This window comes from Simiduia agarivorans SA1 = DSM 21679 (genome assembly GCF_000305785.2).
In the GTDB taxonomy this organism is placed as follows: domain Bacteria; phylum Pseudomonadota; class Gammaproteobacteria; order Pseudomonadales; family Cellvibrionaceae; genus Simiduia; species Simiduia agarivorans.
Genome location: NC_018868.3, coordinates 2,080,001 through 2,101,214, shown reverse-complemented (window position 1 = coordinate 2,101,214; position 21,214 = coordinate 2,080,001). Strand labels below are relative to the sequence as shown.

At 59.3% G+C, this 21,214-nt stretch carries 20 protein-coding genes (1 of these 20 only partly in view); 9 read left to right on the top strand and 11 right to left on the bottom strand.

What is annotated here, in order from left to right:
• Positions 1 to 110: 110 nt before the first annotated feature.
• Positions 111 to 2,180 carry a putative bifunctional diguanylate cyclase/phosphodiesterase gene (locus M5M_RS09385; protein WP_015047248.1) on the top strand — a complete coding sequence of 690 codons (2,070 nt, stop codon included), beginning with the start codon at positions 111 to 113 and terminating at the stop codon, positions 2,178 to 2,180.
• A 13-nt stretch (positions 2,181 to 2,193) separates the two neighbouring features.
• On the opposite strand, the gene M5M_RS09380 is transcribed toward M5M_RS09385, so the two are convergent.
• Positions 2,194 to 3,186 (bottom strand): adenosine kinase, encoded by a 993-nt coding sequence (locus M5M_RS09380; RefSeq protein ID WP_015047247.1) that lies wholly within the window; start codon positions 3,184 to 3,186, stop codon positions 2,194 to 2,196.
• A gap of 122 nt (positions 3,187 to 3,308) precedes the next feature.
• Here M5M_RS09380 and mrcB point away from each other — a divergent pair, with 122 nt between their 5' ends.
• From mrcB to M5M_RS09360, 4 genes are all read left to right on the top strand, one after another.
• On the top strand, positions 3,309 to 5,606 hold the full coding sequence (gene mrcB, locus M5M_RS09375; protein WP_024330281.1) for a penicillin-binding protein 1B: 2,298 nt from the start codon (positions 3,309 to 3,311) through the stop codon (positions 5,604 to 5,606).
• Positions 5,594 to 5,986 carry a tetratricopeptide repeat protein gene (locus M5M_RS19500; protein WP_144062424.1) on the top strand — a complete coding sequence of 131 codons (393 nt, stop codon included), beginning with the start codon at positions 5,594 to 5,596 and terminating at the stop codon, positions 5,984 to 5,986. Before mrcB ends, M5M_RS19500 begins: the two co-directional genes overlap by 13 nt.
• 234 nt (positions 5,987 to 6,220) lie before the next feature.
• A complete protein-coding gene (locus M5M_RS09365; RefSeq protein WP_015047244.1) occupies positions 6,221 to 8,653 on the top strand; it encodes a DUF1631 domain-containing protein in 2,433 nt (810 codons plus the stop codon).
• The gene (locus M5M_RS09360) at positions 8,646 to 8,990 is read left to right on the top strand and encodes a PilZ domain-containing protein (protein WP_015047243.1); all 345 of its coding nucleotides are present in this window, start codon (positions 8,646 to 8,648) and stop codon (positions 8,988 to 8,990) included. Before M5M_RS09365 ends, M5M_RS09360 begins: the two co-directional genes overlap by 8 nt.
• Positions 8,991 to 9,022: 32 nt before the next feature.
• Here the strand turns inward: M5M_RS09360 and M5M_RS09355 are convergent, their stop codons facing one another.
• The 7 genes from M5M_RS09355 to M5M_RS09325 form a co-directional block, all read right to left on the bottom strand.
• Positions 9,023 to 9,661: a CPBP family intramembrane glutamic endopeptidase gene (locus M5M_RS09355; RefSeq protein WP_015047242.1), complete on the bottom strand. Its 639-nt coding sequence runs from the start codon at positions 9,659 to 9,661 to the stop codon at positions 9,023 to 9,025.
• Positions 9,662 to 9,668: 7 nt separating this feature from the next.
• Positions 9,669 to 10,949 (bottom strand): glutamate-1-semialdehyde 2,1-aminomutase, encoded by a 1,281-nt coding sequence (gene hemL, locus M5M_RS09350; protein WP_015047241.1) that lies wholly within the window; start codon positions 10,947 to 10,949, stop codon positions 9,669 to 9,671.
• Positions 10,946 to 11,587 carry a thiamine phosphate synthase gene (thiE, locus tag M5M_RS09345; protein ID WP_015047240.1) on the bottom strand — a complete coding sequence of 214 codons (642 nt, stop codon included), beginning with the start codon at positions 11,585 to 11,587 and terminating at the stop codon, positions 10,946 to 10,948. Before thiE ends, hemL begins: the two co-directional genes overlap by 4 nt.
• Before the next feature lie 35 nt (positions 11,588 to 11,622).
• On the bottom strand, positions 11,623 to 12,441 hold the full coding sequence (gene thiD / locus M5M_RS09340) for a bifunctional hydroxymethylpyrimidine kinase/phosphomethylpyrimidine kinase (RefSeq protein ID WP_015047239.1): 819 nt from the start codon (positions 12,439 to 12,441) through the stop codon (positions 11,623 to 11,625).
• Between the two features lie 61 nt (positions 12,442 to 12,502).
• Positions 12,503 to 12,922, bottom strand: a complete 420-nt coding sequence (gene hemJ / locus M5M_RS09335; RefSeq protein WP_015047238.1) for a protoporphyrinogen oxidase HemJ — start codon at positions 12,920 to 12,922, stop codon at positions 12,503 to 12,505.
• Positions 12,923 to 12,953: 31 nt separating this feature from the next.
• Positions 12,954 to 13,856 (bottom strand): aldo/keto reductase, encoded by a 903-nt coding sequence (locus M5M_RS09330; protein WP_015047237.1) that lies wholly within the window; start codon positions 13,854 to 13,856, stop codon positions 12,954 to 12,956.
• Positions 13,857 to 13,906: 50 nt separating this feature from the next.
• Positions 13,907 to 15,658: a chloride channel protein gene (locus M5M_RS09325; RefSeq protein WP_015047236.1), complete on the bottom strand. Its 1,752-nt coding sequence runs from the start codon at positions 15,656 to 15,658 to the stop codon at positions 13,907 to 13,909.
• Positions 15,659 to 15,815: 157 nt separating this feature from the next.
• Between M5M_RS09325 and argC the strand changes: the two genes are divergently transcribed.
• The 4 genes from argC to erpA all read left to right on the top strand — a co-directional run bounded on the left by argC (position 15,816) and on the right by erpA (position 18,475).
• Positions 15,816 to 16,859 carry an N-acetyl-gamma-glutamyl-phosphate reductase gene (gene argC, locus M5M_RS09320; protein ID WP_015047235.1) on the top strand — a complete coding sequence of 348 codons (1,044 nt, stop codon included), beginning with the start codon at positions 15,816 to 15,818 and terminating at the stop codon, positions 16,857 to 16,859.
• Between the two features lie 27 nt (positions 16,860 to 16,886).
• The gene (locus tag M5M_RS09315) at positions 16,887 to 17,627 is read left to right on the top strand and encodes a DUF6776 family protein (protein ID WP_015047234.1); all 741 of its coding nucleotides are present in this window, start codon (positions 16,887 to 16,889) and stop codon (positions 17,625 to 17,627) included.
• A gap of 22 nt (positions 17,628 to 17,649) precedes the next feature.
• On the top strand, positions 17,650 to 18,051 hold the full coding sequence (locus M5M_RS09310) for a bactofilin family protein (RefSeq protein ID WP_015047233.1): 402 nt from the start codon (positions 17,650 to 17,652) through the stop codon (positions 18,049 to 18,051).
• A 70-nt stretch (positions 18,052 to 18,121) separates the two neighbouring features.
• Positions 18,122 to 18,475: an iron-sulfur cluster insertion protein ErpA gene (gene erpA / locus M5M_RS09305; RefSeq protein ID WP_015047232.1), complete on the top strand. Its 354-nt coding sequence runs from the start codon at positions 18,122 to 18,124 to the stop codon at positions 18,473 to 18,475.
• 60 nt (positions 18,476 to 18,535) lie between these two features.
• On the opposite strand, the gene M5M_RS20325 is transcribed toward erpA, so the two are convergent.
• The 3 genes from M5M_RS20325 to M5M_RS09290 form a co-directional block, all read right to left on the bottom strand.
• A complete protein-coding gene (locus M5M_RS20325; RefSeq protein ID WP_015047231.1) occupies positions 18,536 to 19,465 on the bottom strand; it encodes a hypothetical protein in 930 nt (309 codons plus the stop codon).
• Between the two features lie 90 nt (positions 19,466 to 19,555).
• Positions 19,556 to 20,665 carry an anhydro-N-acetylmuramic acid kinase gene (locus tag M5M_RS09295; protein WP_015047230.1) on the bottom strand — a complete coding sequence of 370 codons (1,110 nt, stop codon included), beginning with the start codon at positions 20,663 to 20,665 and terminating at the stop codon, positions 19,556 to 19,558.
• Between the two features lie 3 nt (positions 20,666 to 20,668).
• Positions 20,669 to 21,214 carry the final stretch of an OapA family protein gene (locus M5M_RS09290; RefSeq protein WP_015047229.1) on the bottom strand. 825 nt of this gene lie beyond the right edge of the window, so only the last 546 of its 1,371 coding nucleotides appear in the window; its start codon lies beyond the right edge, outside the window; its stop codon occupies positions 20,669 to 20,671.

Sequence of the window (21,214 nt, the reverse complement as noted above, 5' to 3'; positions counted from 1 at the left end):
GGTAATAAAAACGCCCTATGTGTGAGGGAATCCATAGTCAAAGAGTCTAACCAACTGCGCAGGCCAACCTATACTTCAGTGGAAGGCGCCAATACCCAAAAGGATGACTCTTGAGCCAAGTTGCTGAAAACCGACAACAGCCACTCTTCATAGACAGCCTGCTCCAGCAGGTCAGCGATTTTGTCATTCTGGCCGACGCACAAGGCCGGGTCCTTTGGGCCAATCAACGTGCAGAGAAAGCCTTGGGCGGCCGCACCCCACTGATTAACAGTCTGCTGCCGGCGCGGGTAACCGGTCCCGCGCAAGACTTCAGCGCCATGGTCAGTCAATTCCAGAATCAGGGGCCCTTCGTACAACGCATGCGCGCGGCAGACAGTACGCAATTCTCGCTGCGTTGGCGCGCCATTGAAGCCAGGCCAGAGGGTTGGCTGTTGCTGCTGGAAGACATCAGCGAAAGTCAGCCATTCCGGGACGAATTGGTCTCGCTCAGGGAGCAGGTCCAGCTGGCCCTGTTTTCCGTTGCCGACGCGGTCATTCTGACCGACGAGCGGGGCATGGTCACCGCGCTTAATCCCAGCGCCCGCAGTCTCCTCAATGTGGGTGCCCATTCAGCCATGGGCGTGGAAGTGTGCAATTTGTTCACTCTGTTTAACGGTGAGTCACACCAGCCATTGCCCTGTCTGGTCAGGGACGCGCTCACGCGCGGCCGGCTCAGTAATGCCGCCAGTAATGCTCAGTTGTTTGTCAGTGGTGAAGAACCCATGGCGGTCGATGCCATGGCGGCGCCGTTCCGGGATGGTCAACGCCGCGTGGCGGGGTGTGTACTGGTATTTCGCGATGCCAGTGGTAGCCGGCGCACCACGGCGCGGATGAATTGGCAGGCCACCCATGATGGACTGACCCAGTTGCCCAATCGTTTGCAGTTTGAGGCAGAGCTTGCGCGCGAAGTGGCCAGGGCTAAATGCGGGAATGCCGGTCATGGTTTGATGGTGATCGACATATACCAGATGCGGGTAATCAATGAGACCTGTGGCCAGGCCGGTGGCGACCAGTTGCTGGTGCAATTGGCGCAAACCCTGGCGGCCAGCCTGCGTAGGCAGGATGTATTGGCGCGCATTGGCAGCGATGAATTTGGCGTGTTGTTGCGGGGCGCAACTCTGGCCGGCACCCAGCGCGTGGCCGATGCCATGATTCAATCGGTGCAAGCGCTCAACTTTGAATGGGAAGGCCAGCGCATCAAAGCCGCAATCAGCATCGGCGCCATGGCGGTGGATGTGGACACCGAATCGGAAAGCCAGGCGTTGGCGGCGGCGACGGCTGCCAGCGAGGCCGCCAAAGAAACCGGGCGCAACCGGATTCATTTGCACCATAATCTCAACAGCGCCGCGGTAGAGCGTCGCCGTTCGCAGATGCATTGGGTTGGCAAGATCAGTGCCGCGCTGGCCGAAGACCGGATGGTGTTGTACGCACAGCCTCTGGTACCTGTGGCTGAACCGCATGCACGGATCAGCCACGTGGAGGTGCTGGTGCGGATGCTGGATGACGACGGCAAACTGGTGGCGCCCGGGCAATTTTTGCCGGCGGCGGAACGTTTTGGATTGATGGACGAAATTGATCGCACTGTGCTGATCAAAGTGGTGGAGTTCATCGAACGCTGTCCGGATAAACGCGTGAGTTTTGGTGTCAATTTATCCGGCACCACTATCAGCGACGAAACCTTCGCGCAATTTGTGCACAGTGAAATCGAAGCGAGCGGCATAGATCCCAGCCGGCTGCATTTCGAGATTACCGAGACCGCGGCGGTAGCGAATTTCCGTGCGGCGGTGCACCTGATCAAAAGCCTGCGGGGATTGGGGTGCAAGTTTTACCTGGACGATTTCGGTAGCGGCTTGTCATCTTTTGGCTACCTGCGCGACCTGCCGGTGGACTTTCTCAAGATCGATGGCAGTTTCGTGCGGGCCATGACGCCGGGCTCCATTGATCTGGCGATGGTGTCCAGCATCAATCACCTGGCTGGCGTAATCGGCCTGAAAACCGTGGCTGAGTACGTGGAAAACGCCGAAGTCCTGGGCTTATTGCAGGACATCGGCGTGGATTACGCGCAAGGCTATTTTTTCAGTCCGCCCAAACCACTGGAAACGCTGCTGGGACTTGCGGCGGCCAAACCCGGTGGTCACTAAGTGCGCTGAGGGCTCAGACTGACGTCAGGGATCGGTATTGCGCTTCGGTCAGCCGCGGTCCGTATTGACTGACGACTTGCGCTGCCGCGCGGTTTGCCAGCTCTCCGGCGCGGGCAAAATCCCAGCCTTGGGTCAGGCCGTACAGAAACGCACCGGCAAACATGTCGCCGGCACCGTTGGTATCGACCGCGCAGGCGGGTTGGCCTGCCACCATCATTTCCTGTTCCCCGTCAAACAACAGCGCACCCTCGGCGCCCAGGGTGATGGCAAACTGCCTGCAGTGATGTTTCAGCGCAGCAGCGGCGTCGTTCAGCGTTTGTGTCTGGGTAAATCCCAGCGCTTCATCGCGGTTGCAGAACAGCAGATCGACTCCGCCGCCAATCATCTCCAGCAGGCCGTCGCGGAAAAACTGCACCATGGCCGGGTCGCTCAGGCTCAGTGCGGTACGGGTGGCGTGTTGCTCGGCGTGGTTGCGCGCCGCGATGGCGGCCGGTCGGCCGGTGTCAGAGGTGACCAGATAGCCTTCCAGGTACAGCCATTGGCTGGCCGCGATGTGGTCCAGGTGCAGGTTATCTGCCGCCAGTCCTTCGCTGGTGCCCAGGTAGGTATTCATGGTGCGTTCGGCATCCGGCGTGATCATGACCAGGCATTTACCGGTAATACCCGACGCCGACGTGGTTTTGTCCTGCGTCAGTTGCACGCCGGCGCGGTCCATGTCGGCCAGATAAAAACGGCCGTTGTCATCGTCCGCCACCCGGCAGGCATACCCGGTTTTTGCACCCATCCAGGCCGCGCCGATGATGGTGTTGGCGGCGGAACCGCCAGACGCGCGTTCGGCGCCGGCAAGGTGTTCGCCCATGGCGGTGAGCAGCTCGGTCTGACGGGCCTCATCAACCAAGGTCATGACGCCTTTTTGTATGCCCCAGTCCAGCAGTTGCTGGTCTGAGACTTTGATTTCGGTGTCCACCAATGCGGCGCCCACGCCATAGATATCCAAGTGTTTCATGCCACGTCCCGGAAACAAAAGCGCAATTATCCCGACTCGGGCGCTGCAAGTCTAATGCTGACTATGGTCGGTGGCTTGTTTACACTGCCGCAGTCTGAGCGGGAGCAATACGGGGAAGAGTAATGGCCAAACGGCGGGCGCGAAGTCGAGCGAGCAGGACCAGCTGGCGTGCGTGGCTATGGCGATTGCTGGCGTTGTCGGCACTGCTGGGGCTGGTGGCTGTGGTGCTGCTGGACATCCAGGTGCGCAGCAAATTTGAGGGCCGTAAATGGGCCTTGCCCGCGCATGTGTACGCGCGCCCGTTCGAAGTTTACGAGGGTATGCCACTCGCGCCCGCCAGACTTGAAGCTCAGCTCAAAACGCTGGGTTATCAGCCGGTGGCGACCTTGTCCGGCCCTGGGCAATTCGAGCGTCGGCGCCTGGGCGCGCAGACGGTATTCGCCATCAACAGCCGCGGTTTTGAATTCTGGGATCAGGCCGAGCCGCCGGCGCGTTGGGATCTGACTTTCAGCGGAGACCAAATAACGCGGTTGACCGGTGGCAACCTGTTGCGACTGGAGCCTGAAAAAATCGGTGGCATTTACCCGGCGCATCAGGAAGACCGCCAGTTGGTGCGTTTGCAGGACATTCCGCCTTTGCTGGGCGAAACACTGTTAGCGGTTGAGGATAAACACTTTCTCGATCATCAGGGCGTGTCGATCCGCGCCATCGGACGTGCACTCTGGGCCAATGTCAAAGCCGGTGGTGTCGCCCAGGGCGGCAGTACCATCACCCAACAGCTGGTGAAAAATTTCTATCTCACCAATGAACGCAGCCTGAGCCGCAAAGGCATGGAAGCGATCATGGCGCTGCTGCTGGAAGTGCATTACAGCAAGGCAGAAATTCTGGAAACCTACCTCAATGAAGTGTATCTGGGGCAGCAGGGGGCCAAGTCCATCAATGGGTTCGGGTTGGCGTCGCAGCATTATTTCCGACGGCCACTGAACGAACTCGGTATCGACCAGATTGCCCTCCTGGTGGGCTTGGTGAAGGGCGCCAGCTACTACAACCCCTGGCGTTCGCCGGCGCGCGCGAAAGACCGGCGCGACCTGGTGTTGGGCATCATGCACGAATCGGGTCTGATCAATGACCGTCAATACAAGATTGAAAGCCAGCGTCCGCTGCGGGTGGCGGCGCCGAATCAGGAACCGATAACCCGTTATGCCAATTTTCTGGACCTGGTAAAACGCCAGCTCAGGCGTGATTACAGCGCAGATGACCTGCAAAGCGAAGGCTTGCGGGTATTTACGACACTCGAAACCGGCGTACAGAACCAAGTGGAAACAACCCTTGCATCCTCTCTCAAACGGGTTGAGCGGGATCGTGGTCTGGCCGCCGGCAGCTTGCAGGGCGCGGTAGTGGTGGCGCGTGTCGGCAGTGCCGAAGTGTTGGCCCTGGCGGGTGATCGCACGCCCTCGCTGGCGGGCTTCAATCGCGCGCTCGACGCCCGCCGGCCCATTGGCTCGTTGGCCAAGCCGGCTGTCTATCTGGCGGCCTTTGAGCAGAGTCCGGCGTATCAGCTTGCCACCCGGATCAGTGACGAGCCCGTCAGGGTTGCTGGGCCGGACGGTGAGTGGGCGCCCACTAATTACGACCGTGAAAGCCATGGCCAGGTACCGCTTTACCAGGCGCTGGCCCAGTCCTACAACCAGGCCACCGCGCGTCTGGGGATGCAGTTGGGGCTGAATCAGGTTGCGCGCACATTGGAGCGCATGGGGGGCGAGGCTCGCGTTCCGCGCGTACCGGCCATGCTGTTAGGGGCTGTGGACATGTCGCCGTTGGCGGTAACCGAGCAGTATCACACCCTCGCAGCCGACGGGTTTTACTCGCCATTGCGCGCGATCCTGGAGGTGACCGATCAACGCGGCAAACCGCTGTCGCGCTACCCGTTGGCGGTGGAGCAGCGCTTTGATGCGCAGTCGGTGTTTCTGCTGCACTATGCGCTCCGGTCGGTCATGCGCGAAGGTACCGGCAAGGCGGCCTATCGCCAGCTACCGGCTTCGTTGGATGTGGCGGGTAAAACCGGCACCACCAATGATCAGCGGGACAGCTGGTTTGCGGGCTTCAGCGCCGAACACGTGGCCACGGTCTGGGTCGGGCGGGACGACAACGGCACCACGCCCCTGACCGGCTCCATTGGTGCCCTGCCAATCTGGAGCGAGATTGTGGCCGGCCTCGACACCCGAGGATTGGATGCGCCCCCGCCGGCGGGGGTAACCTATTACTGGACGGACGAAAGAAGCGGCCAGGCCAGCGGTGAAAATTGCCGCTTTGCCCGCCTGATTCCCTATAGCTACGGTCAGGCACCGTCCGGCAAGGCCGACTGTGAATGGGTGCAGAACCCGCTGATGCACTGGTGGAAAAAGCTGTGGCAAGACTGATTATTGCGTTTGTGCTGTTGTGGATGGTGGGTTGTGCGTCCGCACCGGAACCGGCGTTGCCGCCCGAGACCGAGCCGGCGGCGGAACCGGCTCCGGTTGCCCCGGCACCTGCAAAAGCACCCACGCAGAATGCCGTTACCGCCTATGCCCGGTCGGCCGATGCGGCCTTTCAGCAGGGCGATTACCGGCGCGCAATCTCCCTGGCCGAGCGCGGTTTACGGTCTAACCGCTATGCAGCCGATTTATACCTGCTTCTGGCGCAAGCCTACGATGCGCTTGGAAACCGGGACCAGGCGCGCAATTTCGCGCGTTTGGGCTTGCGTTACAGTGGTTCGGATGAAACCCTGACGGCGCAATTGCAGCAATTTGCCCAGCCATAGCCCCGGCCCGGCACTGGTGATAAAATGTACGTTGGTACAAACCCGAGGCAGGCCAAACGTCAGCACTGACTCACAACAATAAAACCAACGCCCGCGCAGGGAACGCTCTGTCGTCATTTAACCGCTGGATCCGCCAGGTCTTAGATAAAAAGGCCTATGTTGGCGCCAGGCAATAATTGACTACACTGAAACCTAGGGCTGAAAAGCATGGATGTTATCCAAAAGAATTCTTCTATGACTGAGAAAGGCAAAGCCACACCTAAAACCACTGGTGCTGATTCCAGCGTGATCGAGCGCCTGAAGGCCTGCCAGAAAATCACCGTCGAGGCGAGCAAGAACCACCTGGCGGAGTTTTACAAGCAACTGTCAGAGTCGCTGTCCAACCAGGTAAACGAAGCCAAGACCGATCAGGAGCGCTCGCGCGCCAACGATACCTTGCGCGAATTCAACGAAAAGCAGGAAATTCTCGAACGCTATTTTTGTGGCTATCTGGGCGAAGGTTTTATCAAGTTCAAAAACCGGACGCTCAGCACAGAAACCGGTGAAGAGAAGTATTCGGGCGATATGCTATCGCTGGTGGACAATGCCGACCTGGAAGAGACCATTGCCATCGCCTCGATTACCCGCAAGGCCGACGCCAAAGTCGCTGAAGTGATGTGGGCGCTGAACCAGCGTTTTGCCCTGCTTAATGGCGGCGATCAGGTGGAGGACAAAGGCAATCCGGTGAGCCCGGTGCAGTTTTGTGAGTCGCTGCGCAAGGCGCTGCGCAAGCTGGAGTTGAACACCAAAGCCAAAATTCTCGCCTACAAGGCATTTGATCAGGCGTTTATGCCGGCGGTGCCCGATTTGTTGGGCGAGTTGAACAGTTACTTTGTCGAAGCCGGTATTCTTCCCAATTTACAGTATTCGCCCGGAGCGAGCGGTTCCGCCCATGTGGCATCGGCGCCAGCGGCGGCAGACTATGCGGAAGATTTTGACGGTGTGGAAGATGCCGCCGTCGCCGACACCTTGTCGGGCCCGGCTGTGCCGCCGCCCGGCCAGGGCCGGATTCCCGGCTTTACCTCGCCCGTATCACAAGGGCCTGCGCAAGCCCCTAATCCCGATCTGCCCACCGCCCAGTACCAGTCTGATCTGGTGGGTGCAATCCGCAACCTGCAGGCACAAATGGGCCCCATGCACACCGGTGCACCGGGCGTACCTGCCCAGGGCGTGCCGGCGGCGGGCGTACCTGCCCAGGGCGTACCTGCCCAGCCCGCCCAGGGCGTGCCCCAACAAGGCGCTGCTGTGCGTCAGGCTGTGGTGTATTCCAGCCATCAATTAGTGTCGGCACTGCAAACGCTGCAGAATCAGGCCACTGCGGTGACCAAGCAGTTCCTCCAGGCGGACGAAAGCAGTCTGCAACCGCTCGCGCCAGCCATGATTGCGCAGGTGGAACGTGACCTGACCCAAAAGTTGCGCGAACAAAGTGAAGATGGCGCCGTCGATGGCGACGACCTGCACACCATCGATCTGGTGGGTATGTTGTTCGAGTACATGTTGTCCGATGACAATTTGCCCGACTCCGTGAAGGCACTGCTGAGCTATTTGCATACACCGTTTCTCAAATTGGCGTTTATCGATAAGGACTTTTTCGAAGAAACTGAACACCCTGCACGCCTGCTTTTGAATAACCTGGCCGAAGCGGGCTCCCAGTGGGTCAGCAATGATGGCACCTGCCAGTACGAGATCTACCCGAAGATTAAGGCCGTGGTGTCGCGGGTACTGGAAGAATTCAAAAACGATGTGCGCTTGTTCGCCGAACTGTTACTGGAGTTCAGCTCTTACACCAAGAAAATCGCCCGCCGTCAGGAGTTGATGGAGCGTCGCGCCACAGAAAAGGTGCAGGGCGAAGAAAAGCTGCGCGAAGTAAAAATCCGCGTCAACCAGGAAGTGCGCGCGCGCACGGATGGTCAGGAGCTGCCGTCGGCGGTGTTGTTGCTGTTGTTGCAGCCTTGGTCTGATTACCTTGCGTTTGTCCTGCTGCGCTATGGCGACGAGTCGGAAAGCTGGTCGCGGGCCTTGTCGGCCGTGAACGATATCCTGTGGAGTATCAAACCCAAGGTCAGTTCGGAAGACCGTGCCCGCCAGTTGGACTTACACGACAGTTTGCTGGATGTCATCGAAACCGGCTTTGAAACCATTGGTTACGATCAGGCGAAAGGTAAAAAACTGGTCGAAGCGTTGCAGTCGCTGCAGAAGATGGCATTGCAAAGTAAGCAGGTCGAAGCGGCGCCCGCGCCCATGCGCGATAAGTTGGAAACCATGGCCGCTGAAAAGGCGGGCCATACCGACTTCGGCAAAGAAAAGCCCACGCCTGAAGAAGAACAAATGGTCGACAACCTCAAGATGATTGAGTTTGGCACCTGGTTTGAGTTTGAAGGCGGACGACGCCTGAAAGTGGCATGGTACAACTCCAAAACCCTGCACTACATGTTAGTGGATCAGATGGGTAAAAAAGTGGCGATGAAGTCCGGTTTGGAGTTGGCTCGTGAAATGTTGAGTGGTGCGGCGAAAGTCATTGCCGGTTCCACCAAGCCGTTTTTCGAGCGCGCCCTGGAGAATATTTTCCACAGCCTGAACAATAAAGCCGCCGAGGATGAACCTGACCAGGGAGCCGAGCATGCCTGATAACCGTCGCCGCCTCACCCGCCATACACTAAGCGATAAATTGGATGTGTGGGACAGTGAAACTGATGAGCGGCTCGGTCAATTGGTGAATTTGCACCAGGAAGGCATGATGGTGCTGGGCGATTTTTCGTTCGAGGAAAACAAACTCTATTCGGTGCGCATTCATTTACCGCAGGCGCTCAGCGATGACGGCGAATTGGTGTTGGGTGTCGATTGCCTTTGGGTGCGCGCAGATACCGAAACCGAGCTGCAATGGTCCGGATTCCAGATAATTGATGTGGGTAGCGAGCAGATTGCAGTGATTCAGCGTGTGATCGCGCGCATGGCCGTGCAGTGATTCAGGCCCGTTGATGCTCGTCTCCGGTGGCGTCAGAGTGCGTTTGCATCCAGGTATTCCCCCAGTCCAAAGCTGAACAGCCATAAACCCCACAGGCTGTGTTCAACCACACAGGCGAGCGTGGAACGCTTTTTTGCATAGGTAAAGGCAAACAGCACGCCGCCGGCAAACGCCAGTAAAACTGCCACCCAGTTGCCGTACACGATATGCGCCCAGGCAAACACGCTCGCGGACAGCCAGGCGCGCTGTTTTTTGCTGGGGATAATCTTTTTATAGCGATGAAAAAAGAAGGTGCGGAAGATCAGTTCCTGCGGCAGAACCGACAGTAACGGATAGGCCACCAGCAGTATCAGCCAGCTGCCCGTATCCTGCGTGGGCAAACGGAACCATTCGGCCTCGGCGCCGCTGACAAACAACAGCGCGCTGGCTGCGAGCCCGGTGGCAAACACGGCGCGGCGCCGCTTTAATGCGGGCCACAGGTTGCCGGCGTTGACCAGCCGAAAACGCTTGAAGCCCGGATCGCGCAGGATCAACCAGGTACAGGCAAACGCGAGTCCGATCAACACCGGCAGCATCCAGCTGCCGAGCCAATGGCGCCCGACAAACCCCACCAGCGGGCACAACCCGAACAGGATGATCAGTTCAAGCCAGCGTGCCCGGGAGGCGTGCATGGTGACCTCAGAGCTGCGCGAATGCCGACCTGGCCGCCTCCAGCGTGCGGGCAATGTCCTCATCGGTGTGTGCAGCCGACATGAATCCGGCCTCATAGGAAGCCGGTGCCAGATAAACGCCTTGCTCCAGCATCAAGTGGAAAAACTTATTGAAGCGCGGAATATCGCAGGCCATGACCTGGGCAAAATTTTCCACCCGTTTGGATTCAGTGAAGAAAAAACCGAACATGCTGCCCACCCGGTTGGTGGTAAAGGGCACGCCGGCGGCATCCGCTTCGCGCTGCAGGCCATCGGTCAGTGCCGCGGTGCGGGCAACAATCGGGTCGTAAAAACCCGGTGCAGAAATCAGCGCCAGATTGGTGAGACCGGCGGCCATGGCGACCGGATTGCCCGACAGGGTGCCAGCCTGGTAAACGGGACCAAGCGGCGCGATTTTTTCCATCACCTCGCGCCGGCCACCAAATGCGCCCACCGGCATGCCGCCGCCAATGACTTTGCCCAGGGTGGTGATGTCGGCGGTGACGCCGTAGTGACCCTGCGCGCCTCGCAGGCCAACGCGGAAGCCGGTCATCACCTCGTCAATGATCAGGAGCGCGCCGTGCTGGTCACACACCTGGCGCAGACACTGTAAAAACCCTTCCACCGGCGGCACGCAATTCATGTTGCCGGCGACCGGCTCCACAATGATGCACGCCACCTGATCGCCGATTTCGGCGAACGCCTGCTTGACGCCCTCGATGTCGTTGTAGGTCAGGGTAATGGTGTGCTGTGCCAATGCTTCGGGCACGCCGGGCGAGCTGGGCACGCCCATGGTCAGGGCGCCGGAGCCGGCTTTGATCAGCAGGGAATCGGAGTGACCGTGGTAGCAGCCCTCGAATTTCACAATTTTGTCGCGGCCGGTAAAACCCCGGGCCAGGCGAATAGCACTCATGGTGGCTTCGGTACCGGAATTCACAAAGCGCACCATATCCATGCCCGGCACCAGCGCGCACACGCGCTCGGCCAGGTCGGTTTCTAGGCCGGTGGGCGCACCGAAACTCAGGCCGGACTGGGCCCGCTCGATCACGGCAGCGAGCACGTCGGGGTGGGCGTGACCCAGGATCATGGGGCCCCAGGACTGCACATAGTCGATGTATTCCTTGCCATCGGCGTCATACAGGTAGGCGCCCTTGGCGCGCTCGAAGAACACCGGTGTGCCCCCCACGGCACGGAATGCCCGCACAGGGGAATTAACCCCGCCGGGAATGACTTTCTGGGCTTCGGAAAACAGCTGCTCTGAACGGCTCATGGGGTGTCCTGCTTGTGTGTAACGGAAAATAATAGGGTAAATGCGCGTGCAACTGACTCGGGTTCGCTGCTCCCGTACAGGCCCTGACATAGGGCCAGAGCGTCGGCGCCGGCGCGGATCAATGGCTCCGCATTATCCAGATTCACCCCGCCGATGGCCACCAGTGGCGGGTTGAAACGGGCTTTGGCCCGGGTCAGCAATGCGGGTGTTGCCGGGCGGGCGTGGGGTTTGGTGCGCGAGGGGTAAAACCGGCCAAAGGCGAGGTAGCTGGCACCCTGTGCGACCGCATCGGCGGCGAGCTGCTCCGAGTCGTGGCAGGTGCGGCCGATGAGTGCGTGCTTGCCGAGTGCAGCGCGGGCATCTGCCGGCGAACCATCGCCTTGCCCAAGGTGCACACCGTGTGCGCCTGAGGCCTGCGCCAGAGCCCAATCGTCGTTGATCAGCAGGTGGGCCTCATGCTCTGCACAAAGCGCGCGCAGTGCTTTGGCCACTTTCAGGCGCCGGGGCTGATCGCAGCTCTTGTCCCGCAGCTGGATGTAGCGCACGCCGCCTGTGAGCAAAGCACGGGTCTGCGCCATCAGCCATCTGTCGCTGGCGCATTGCTCAAAGGTGGGGGTGATCGCGTAGAGGCCGTGCACGTGAGATTGCCCTTAAAAAACAAGGCGCGATTGTATCAGTGGCGGAAGCGCTTGGGGGTGTCCTGGTCCAGAGTCCAGAACAGGCGATTGGGTACCAGCTTGCCCATGCCCACACGCTGGGCGTTGGCGTAGGCCTGCCAGGCGAACTGTTGCGCCTGTTGAACCGCTTGCTGCACGCTGGAGCCATGGGCCAGGTAGGCGGCGCAGGCGCTCGACAGAGTGGCGTTGGCACCGAGGAGTGTTTCCGGCTTGGGGCAACCGCTGCCCCACTCGAATTCGCGGGCGGGCTCGGTGCGGCTGTACAGCCGGTTAATGCAAGCCTGCCGGCTGTGACGACAGCGCGATACCTGAATAGCCTGGCAGCCGGTTTCCATCAGCAGATTGGCTTTGGCGTCCAGCGTGTCACCTTCCGGGGCCAGTTGCTGCAGGTCGTGGGTATTGGCACAGAGCAGCCGGGTCAGCGGCAAGAGCAGGGCGCGCATGGCCTGCATGATCCCGGGCCGGTGGATGCCGGCGCGTTGGGCGCTCAGGTCGAGCACCACGGGAATGCGGGGGTAGTCTTTCAGGATGCTGTGAATGGCCTCGCAGTGCTCCACCTCGGCCAGTTCGCCCACTTTGATCGCGGCTACCGGCATGTCTTCCAGCAGGGCGCGGGCCTGTTCGATCACTAATGCGGTGTCGACCGACAGGCTGTCTTTCAGTTCTCGGGTGTCGCGCGCCGCCAGGGCCGTGACCACGGCCGCCGGGTGACAGCCGAGGCTGACGGCGGTTTGTATGTCGGCGCTGACCCCGCTGCAGCCAGTGGGATCGTGCGGGGCGAGGGTTAGTATGACCGGCGGTGTTGGGTTGTTCACTTTTCAGCCTGTGCAGTCACTCTGCTTGAGTTTAACACAGGCAGAAAAAACTGCCGGCCGATCAGAAGGGTTTGACCACCACCAGGATCACGATGGGCACCAGCAGGAACACCGGTAACTCGTTGAACACGCGGAAAAACCGGTGCGATTTGGTGCAGCGCCCATCGCGCAATTGCACCATGTAATGCCGCGCGGCGAAGTGATAGGCCACGCACAGCAGTACCAGGGTCAATTTGGCGTGCATCCAGCCCGATTTCATGAAACCGGGCACCAAATGCAATAACCACAATCCCAATACCAGTGTCAGCACCATGCTCGGGGTGGCGATGCCGCGGTAAAGCTTGCGCTCCATGATCACAAACCGGTCGCGGCTGATCTGATCGTCGCTCATGGCGTGATAGACAAACAGGCGCGGTAAATAAAACAGTGCTGCAAACCAGCAGATCACTGCAATGAGGTGGAAGGCCTTTATCCAGAGCATGGGATTGAATCCTGCAAGTGTTTCGAAAAAGTTATGGCAGCGTGCCGTTGCCGGCCAGCCAGATGCTGTACCACTGGTCGCGGGTGAGCCCGAGTTCGAGCGCGCCCTTGGCAGACTGGATGCGGTTCAGATTACCGCTGCCGACAATGGGCAGAATCTGTGCCGGGTGGCACAGCAGCCAGGCCAGCGCGACCTGATCGATACTCTCGGCGCCGATGTCCTTGGCGACCGCTGTCAGAGCGTCGCGCACGCGCTGGGCCTCTGGTGACGGGTCGCTGAACAAGCGGCCACCCGCCAGCGCAGACCAGGCCATGACCGGCTGTCTCACACGCTGGGCCAGATTCAGGCTGCCGTCGTGAAAGGCGTCGTGGTGCATGACGGAGACTTCCAATTGATTGGTCACCAAGGGCGAGTCCAGACGGCTTTGCAGCAGTTGATATTGGTCCGGCAGGAAGTTCGACACACCAAAATAACGTACCTTACCAGCTGACTTCAGTTGCGCAAATGCGCTGGCAATTGCGTCCACATCCATCAGCGGATCCGGGCGATGGATCAATAACACATCGAGGTAATCGGTGCCCAGTTCGCGCAGGGAACGCTCTGCGGATGCCACGATATGATCGCGGCTGGTGTTGTAGGCTTTGGCTCTGTGGGCCGGTCGTTGGGCGCTGACCAGTTCGATGCCGCATTTGCTCACCAGCTGAATCTGCGCGCGCAGATCCGGCCGCTGGCGCAGGGCCTGGCCGAAGGTGGTTTCGCACAGGTAGTCGCCATAAATGTCGGCGTGGTCGTGCGTGGTAATGCCCATGGCAATACACGCTTCCAGGCGTTGTTCGATGGCCTTGGTGTCCATGTCCCAGGACATGAGTCGCCACCAGCCATAGATCAGGCGGGAAAAAGTTAAATCGGGCGCCAGGCTTACGGCGTGTGTCATTTTGTATCTCCGCCGGCTATGCACCTGCACCGGCAATTATTAATGGTTTTTTATAGTTGGTAATAGCTGGTGATGGCGTGACGGGTCACGATACCGTACACCGATGATAACAGGGGGGCACCAGTGCGACTCACATAGAGCGCGTCGGCGCCGGTTTGTTTCAGTTGACTGAGTGCCTCATATAAATTGGCGCGCGAATGAATCGGTGCCAGCTCAAGGCGTTTGGCCGGGATTTTAAGCAGGTCGACTTCCCGTTCCAGGCTGAGCTCTTCGATAGGGGCTTCTTCAAGGTACTTGGCCACGTCGGCGGGCCGCACCAGGAATTTTTTGCCTTCCAGTTCATCCACCAATAACCAGGCGGGTTGTTGCTCAAGCAATTTGCGCAACTCGTCGTAATACTTGCGTCGACCGCACACAATAAAATTGCGTTCCAACACGCTTTCGATACCGGCGCGCGACAGAATTTGCCCTGCCACGCCCTGGCGCCCTGACTTACCCTGGGCTTTGAGTATTTCCTGAAACAGGCCGGTGTTGGGAATGATCTGGCGGCTGGCGAAGCAGGCGGTGACAACCATTAACATGCCGGGGAAAATAATCGTGTGACTGGCGCTCAACTCCAGCAGTGCCAGCAACGCCGCCAGTGGCGCGTTCAGTACTGCCGCCATCATTCCCACCATGCCCAGCAGCACATAAAAGGCCGGATCAGAGGCATAGTCCGGCATCAGTACATTGGCGGTAATGCCGAGCAGGCTGCCCAGCATCGCGCCCATAAAGAGGGTTGGGCCGATGGAGCCGCCGGGGATGCCGAGGCCAAACACGATGCCGGTGATAAATAACTTGGTCAGCACAATCACGACCAGTAATTGCATGCCGAGCTGGGTATTCATCACCTGGTTTACGGTGTCGTAACCAATGCCCATGATTTGTGGCACAAAATAGGCGGCAACCCCGGTGATGCAGCCGGCCGCCAATAACCGGGGGGCTACCGGGTGTTTTTGCAGTGGCACCATGCGCACAATAATCTGGATGAAAAGCGACGCAAACAGCGCAACCACCAGACCGCCAAACACAATATAGGGCAACTCCCACAGACTGTTCATGGCCAAGGGGGGCACCTTGAACGCCACTTCCTGGCCGAAAAAAATCTGGCTAAGCATAGCGCCGGAAACCGACGCCAGAATAACCGGCAGGAAGCCGGTGATGGTGTATTCCAGCAAGACCACTTCCATGGCAAATACGACGCCGGCCATGGGGGTGTTGAACGAGGCCGCAATGGCGGCGGCAACGCCGCAGGCTACCAGTGTGCGCATGCTGTTGTTGGGCAGCCGGGACCAGCGCCCGATGATGCTGGCACTGGCCGCGCCCATGTGGACGGCCGGGCCTTCCCGGCCAACCGATTGACCGCTGGCAAGACAAATCAGACCGCCAACAAATTGTGCCCACATATTGCGCGATGACATATGGCCCTGGTGAGCGTTCAACCGGTCGAGTACATGGGTGACGCCCAGCGAACGGTAGCGGGCGGGCAGAAAATGAAAAAAGATCGCCAGCACAATGCCGCCAATCACCGGCAGCCCGGCGTGCCAGACGGAGGGTAAACTCTCAAAATCATCCTGGCCGTGAGGGAGAATCCAATTGAGCGGGGCGTCCAGAGCCAGCCGGAACACCACGATAACGCCGGCGGCGGCAAGGCCGCTCACCAGACCCAGCAGCGCAAGCTGGGGCAGGGCATCGGTATAGGCCAGGCGCAAGCGGAAGTTATCGAGCCAATTCTGAATGAGCTGCAGCGCCTTCACGGCCATGGTAACGGACTCGACTCCTTGCGATGTGATGGAAAATCAGGCGTAACAGGTATTGTGTGCCTTGTTGATCGCCAGAGGGCTTCCTTTTACTTGCGTATTGGCACAGGCTTTTTATTATACGCGACTCACCCAGAGAATTCAGGCAGGAGGTAGGCAAATGATTAAGGCAGGTATTGTTGGCGGCACGGGATATACCGGTGTAGAGCTGTTGCGACTGTTGGCCGTTCACCCGAAAGTAAAGGTGGATGTCATTACCTCACGCGCCGAAGAGGGCGTTCCGGTGACGCAGTTGTTTACCAACTTGCGTGGCCATTACGACGAGTTGGCGTTTTCCGTACCTGATCCGGATCGGCTGGGTGAATGCGACGTGGTGTTTTTTGCCACCCCGCACGGTGTGGCGCAGGCAATGATGCCCGAGCTGATGAAGCGGGGAGTGCGCGTGGTGGACTTGTCCGCCGACTTCCGCATCAGGGACGCCGAGCTGTGGGCCAAATGGTATGGCAAACCCCATGGTTGTCCTGAACTGATTGGCAGCGCGGTCTATGGTCTGCCGGAAGTGAACCGGCACCTGATTGCTGACGCCCAGTTGATTGCCTGCCCGGGCTGCTACCCCACCGCCACTCAGTTAGGTTTTTTACCCTTGCTGGAAAACAACCTGGTGGATCCGTCGCGCCTCATCGCCAATGCCGCCAGCGGTACCAGCGGAGCAGGCCGTCAGGCCAGTATTGATAACCTGTTGTCGGAAGTGGCGGACAGCTTCAAGGCCTATGGTTCGGCGGGCCACCGCCACCTGCCGGAAATTGAGCAAGGTTTGAATGCGGTGCTGCCCAAAGGCGTCGGCCGCGCCCAGCTGACCTTTGTGCCGCATTTACTGCCGATGGTGCGGGGCATCCATGCCACGCTCTATGCAACCCTGCGCGGCGATGCCTGCGATTTGCAGGCGTTGTACGAGGAGCGTTATGCGAATGAACCCTTTGTGGATGTGTTACCCGCCGGCAGTCACCCGCAAACCCGCAGTGTGAAATCCTCCAATATGTGCCGTATCGCCGTATGCCGGCCGCAACAACGTGATACTGTTGTGGTGATGTCAGTGATTGATAACCTCACCAAGGGCGCCTCCGGTCAGGCCATCCAGAACATGAATATCATGTTTGGTTTCGACGAGACGATGGGGCTTGCGGCACCGGCTCTGCTACCCTGACATAATCCCAATCAGCAGGAGAATTCCATGACCGCTGTCAAAGGCAGCAAGCAGTACAAGCTTGAGGTGGTCCCTTATCGGCCCGTGTGGCGTTGGACCATCCGATTGACATTTGTGGCGTTGGCCGCGATCGCGGTGGCGGTTGCGCATTGGTACGCCACCAAAGAAGCTCTGCGGTTTCAGCAAGCGGCGTTGCAGGAGCGCGATCAGTTTGAGCGTGCTCTGGCCGATAGCCGGGCGGAGGTAGAGCGATTGCAACAGGAGGTGGCCAATCTTCGTCTGGGTTCAGAGGTGGACAAAGTGGCCAGCGAGGATGTGCGCAATGAGGTCATTGATCTCAAAGCCCAGATTGCCGAGCTGCAGGAAGATATCAGCTTCTACCGGGGGCTGATGGCGCCCAATGCCGAGGCGCAGGGGCTGACCATCGGCTCGCTCAACCTGCTGTCTACAGGTGTTGACCGGCATTATCGTTACAAGCTGGTGGTGCAGCAATTTGCGACCAATCACAAGTTGCTCACCGGCTCGTTGAATTTCACGATTGTGGGTAGGCAAAATGACCTGCCCATGAGTCTGGCGCTGAAGGATGTTTCGGCCACTGTGGATGCGATGGATATCCGGCTGGGTTTTAAATACTTTCAGAATATTGAAGGCGAAATGGTGTTGCCGCAGGGATTTGAACCCATTCGTATTGAGATTTCGGCCCGTGTCCGGGGTGCCAAGCCCGCCACCGTCGAGAAAAAATTTGGCTGGTTAGTGGAAGAGCGCTAATCACAACAGGCAGGTAGTCATTATGAGTTTTGCAACGGGCGGTACAACGCTGATCTCCAAAGCCACTGAAATCGTGGGCGACGTGCACTTTTCCGGCAATCTGGAAATTGAAGGCAAAGTGCGGGGCAATATCATTGCCGACAGCAAGGGGGATGCGCGCGTGCGCATTATGGAAAAAGGCCAGGTCGAGGGCGATATTCGTGTGCCCTCCGTTATCATCAATGGCCACGTAAAGGGCAATGTCCATTCCGACAAGCACATTGAGCTCGCGGCCAAAGCAGTGGTTGAGGGCAATGTGCACTACCACATGATTGAGATGGTCAAAGGTTCGCAGGTTAATGGCAATTTGGTTTATGGTGCCACCGAGACCAAGGCCAAGGCTGCCCCTGCCCCTGCGCTCAAAGGCGTATCAGAGGCGGGTTAATCCTGACCCGTTTACTGGGGTATTGCCATGGCGCATAATAGGCGGCTGTGTGAAATAGACCGGAGTCATGATGTCCACCCCTGAAGTATTCATTCCCCAGGCTTTGAATGTCACCGCCCAGGCGGCAGCCAAGGTGCATAGCCTCATCGAGGAAGAGGGTAACCCCGAGCTGAAGCTGCGGGTCTACGTAACGGGCGGCGGCTGTTCCGGTTTCCAATACGGGTTTGCGTTTGAAGAACAGCTTGCCGAAGACGACACCATTGTGGAGAAAGACGGTATTAAGGTGGTCGTCGATGCCATGAGCTATCCCTATCTGGTGGGATCGCAAGTGGATTATGAGGAAGGTCTGCAGGGTTCCCGTTTTGTAGTCCAGAACCCCAATGCCACCAGCACTTGCGGCTGTGGCGCCAGTTTTTCAGTCTGACCTGCTGCGCTACCCGCATAAAAAAACCGGCTTAAAGCCGGTTTTTTTATGCGGGTTAGATCAGTTGAGCAAACTGGCGCGGAACACGTTCAGCTGAGCGCGCCCGTTCACATCGTATACCAGACGGAACTCCTGGTCGGCACTGGCCTTGGGGATGCTGACCCAGAACGTTTCATTGAAGATTTTGAAGCCCCACATGCCCGCTTCCAGGCGCATGGAAATGACGTACAGATTGTCCCCGATATACTCCAGGGATTCTGTGCCGCGACCCCGATTGTGGTTCAGCTTGACGCTTGGCAACGGTGGTTGACCGGCCGGTTTGCCGGTGGCCGCCGCCATTTTGCGCTTGGCAAACGCGACATTCGCGGGCGATTCGTCGTCGGGGCTGGGCCAGGTTGCCGCCACAGCGGGCGCTGGTGCGGGTGCAGCTACGACGGGTGCCGCCGGCGCCACCGCCGGTGCAGCCACCGCAGGCGCGGGTTTGGATACCGGTGCAGCCGGCTTGGGGGCAGGTTTTGCCGCCGCCGCTTTGAGCTGTTCTTCGCGGGTTTTCAGCGCGCCTAATTGCCGGTTCAGCTCCGAGCGGTGGGCCTCGATACTGGCGAGCTCATCTTTGGCTGCGTCCAGTCGTTCTTGCAGGCGTTCGCTACGGGCTTCTGAGCGGTTGTAGCGAATGGATGCGTGCGTGGCGGCGCGCGCGGTCGAATCACTCGGATTCTGCTCAGCGTTGCTGATGGCGTCGGAGAGCTTTTCTTCCTGCTTCTCCAGCGCTTTCTCGGCGGATTGCAGCTCCTCTTCCGTGCGCGCGATCCGGTCTTTTAAATAGACTTCCCGTTCGGCGTGCTGGGTCAGGGTCGATTGGATTTTCTTGCGTTCACTATCAATGGCTTGTTGCGAGTCCGCCATGGCGGCGTGCGGTGCCATCAGGCAAGCCAGCGCCAGCAGGCCGGCGGGCAAGGAGCGTGAGGTCAGGCAGGTCAATAACTTCATATACAACAGCTTAGTCCGCGTTAGTGAAATTGGGGGCGCGCATTATACGCGAAATTATCGCTTAATAATTGACCAATACTGACCGATTGGTCAAATCGAGGGGAAGCGCGCGCCCAGAACTCTCGGCGCCGTTGCGCCCGTAACCGCGGGCAGATTCCCCGGTTGCTGGCGGATGAACTGGTAAGCGAGCCAGGCAAACGCACTGGCCTCGACCCATTCGGGGGCAAGCCCCAGGGCGGCTGTGCTCATTACCTGCCAGGCGGGCAACCGGCTTTGTAGTCGGTTTAACAGATGCGTGTTGTAGGCGCCGCCTCCGCAGCAGTAGAGCTGGCTGGCAGGTCGTGCCTGTAAAGGCTGGGTGATGCAAAGGGCGGTGAACTCACACAGGCTGGCCTGTACATCGGCCGGTGCCAGGGGCGGCAACTGTTGCAGGACCTGATCCAGCCAAGCGAGGTTAAACGCTTCGCGGCCAGTGCTGCGTGGCCCGGTTTGCCTGAGGAATGGGTGCGCTTGTAGCGCCCGCAACAGCGCATCATCGATCCGGCCTGAAGCGGCCCACTCGCCGTTTTTGTCGAAGGCCCGATTCAGGTGCCGTTGGCACCAGGCATCCATCAGCGTGTTCGCGGGACCGCAGTCAAACCCTTCGGCTTGCTGGCCGCTGCTCGCCAGCCAGGTGAGATTGCTGATGCCACCCAGATTAACTACCGCGAAGCTGTCCTGACGTCGCCCCCAGGCCCACTGGTGAAAGCCGGGCGCCAGTGGCGCGCCCTGTCCACCGGCGGCCATGTCGCGGCGCCGGAAGTCGGCAATGGTGTCTATGCCGGTCTGTTCGGCAATGGTGTTCGCATCGCCAATTTGCGTGGTGAAGGGGGTGAGTCCGGGCGCCGGAGGTTGATGCCGGATCGTCTGGCCGTGACTGCCAATGGCGATAACTTGCTGGCGTTTGATGCAGGCAGTGTCGAGCAGTGCCAGTGCGGCAGAGGCAAACGCCTGGCCCAGTATGACGTCCAGTTCGCCCAGCTCGGCCGGCCGCCATTGATGTGCGTCGGCGATTGCGTGGATCCGTGTGCGCAAGCTATCCGAGAAAGGTTGGTGGCGACTGGCAACCAGTTCATAGCGGTGGTTTGTGAATTGCACCAGCGCGGCGTCAATGCCATCCGCGCTGGTGCCGGACATCAGGCCCAGATAAAGCCCGTCCATGGATCAGTCGGCCAGGGCGAGTTGGGTCGTCTTCTGGTAATTTTCCAGTGCGGCCAACGCGGTGGTGGTCTGCGCCAGGAACCGGTTCATTTCGGATTTAGCGATGGCATTGGCTTTGGGCAGCGGCACAGTGACGGGGTTGCGCACGGCGCCATTCACATAAAACTCATAATGCAGATGCGGGCCGGTGGCCAGGCCGGTTGAGCCCACGTAGCCGATGATCTGCCCCTGCTTAACCCGGCTGCCGGTTTTCACCCCACGGGCATATTTGCTCATGTGGGCGTAGAGCGTGCGGTAGGTCTGGCCGTGTTGAATAATGACGGTATTGCCGTAACCACCTTTGCGTCCGGCATGGATGACCTTGCCATCGCCGGTCGCGCGGATGGGTGTGCCGGTCGAGGCGGCATAGTCGGTGCCTTTGTGCGCGCGGATCGAGTGCAATACCGGGTGTTTGCGGCGCAGATTGAAGTGTGAACTGATGCGGGCAAAATCCACTGGCGTGCGCAAAAACTCCTTGCGCATGCTGTCGCCTGTGGGAGTGAAATAATG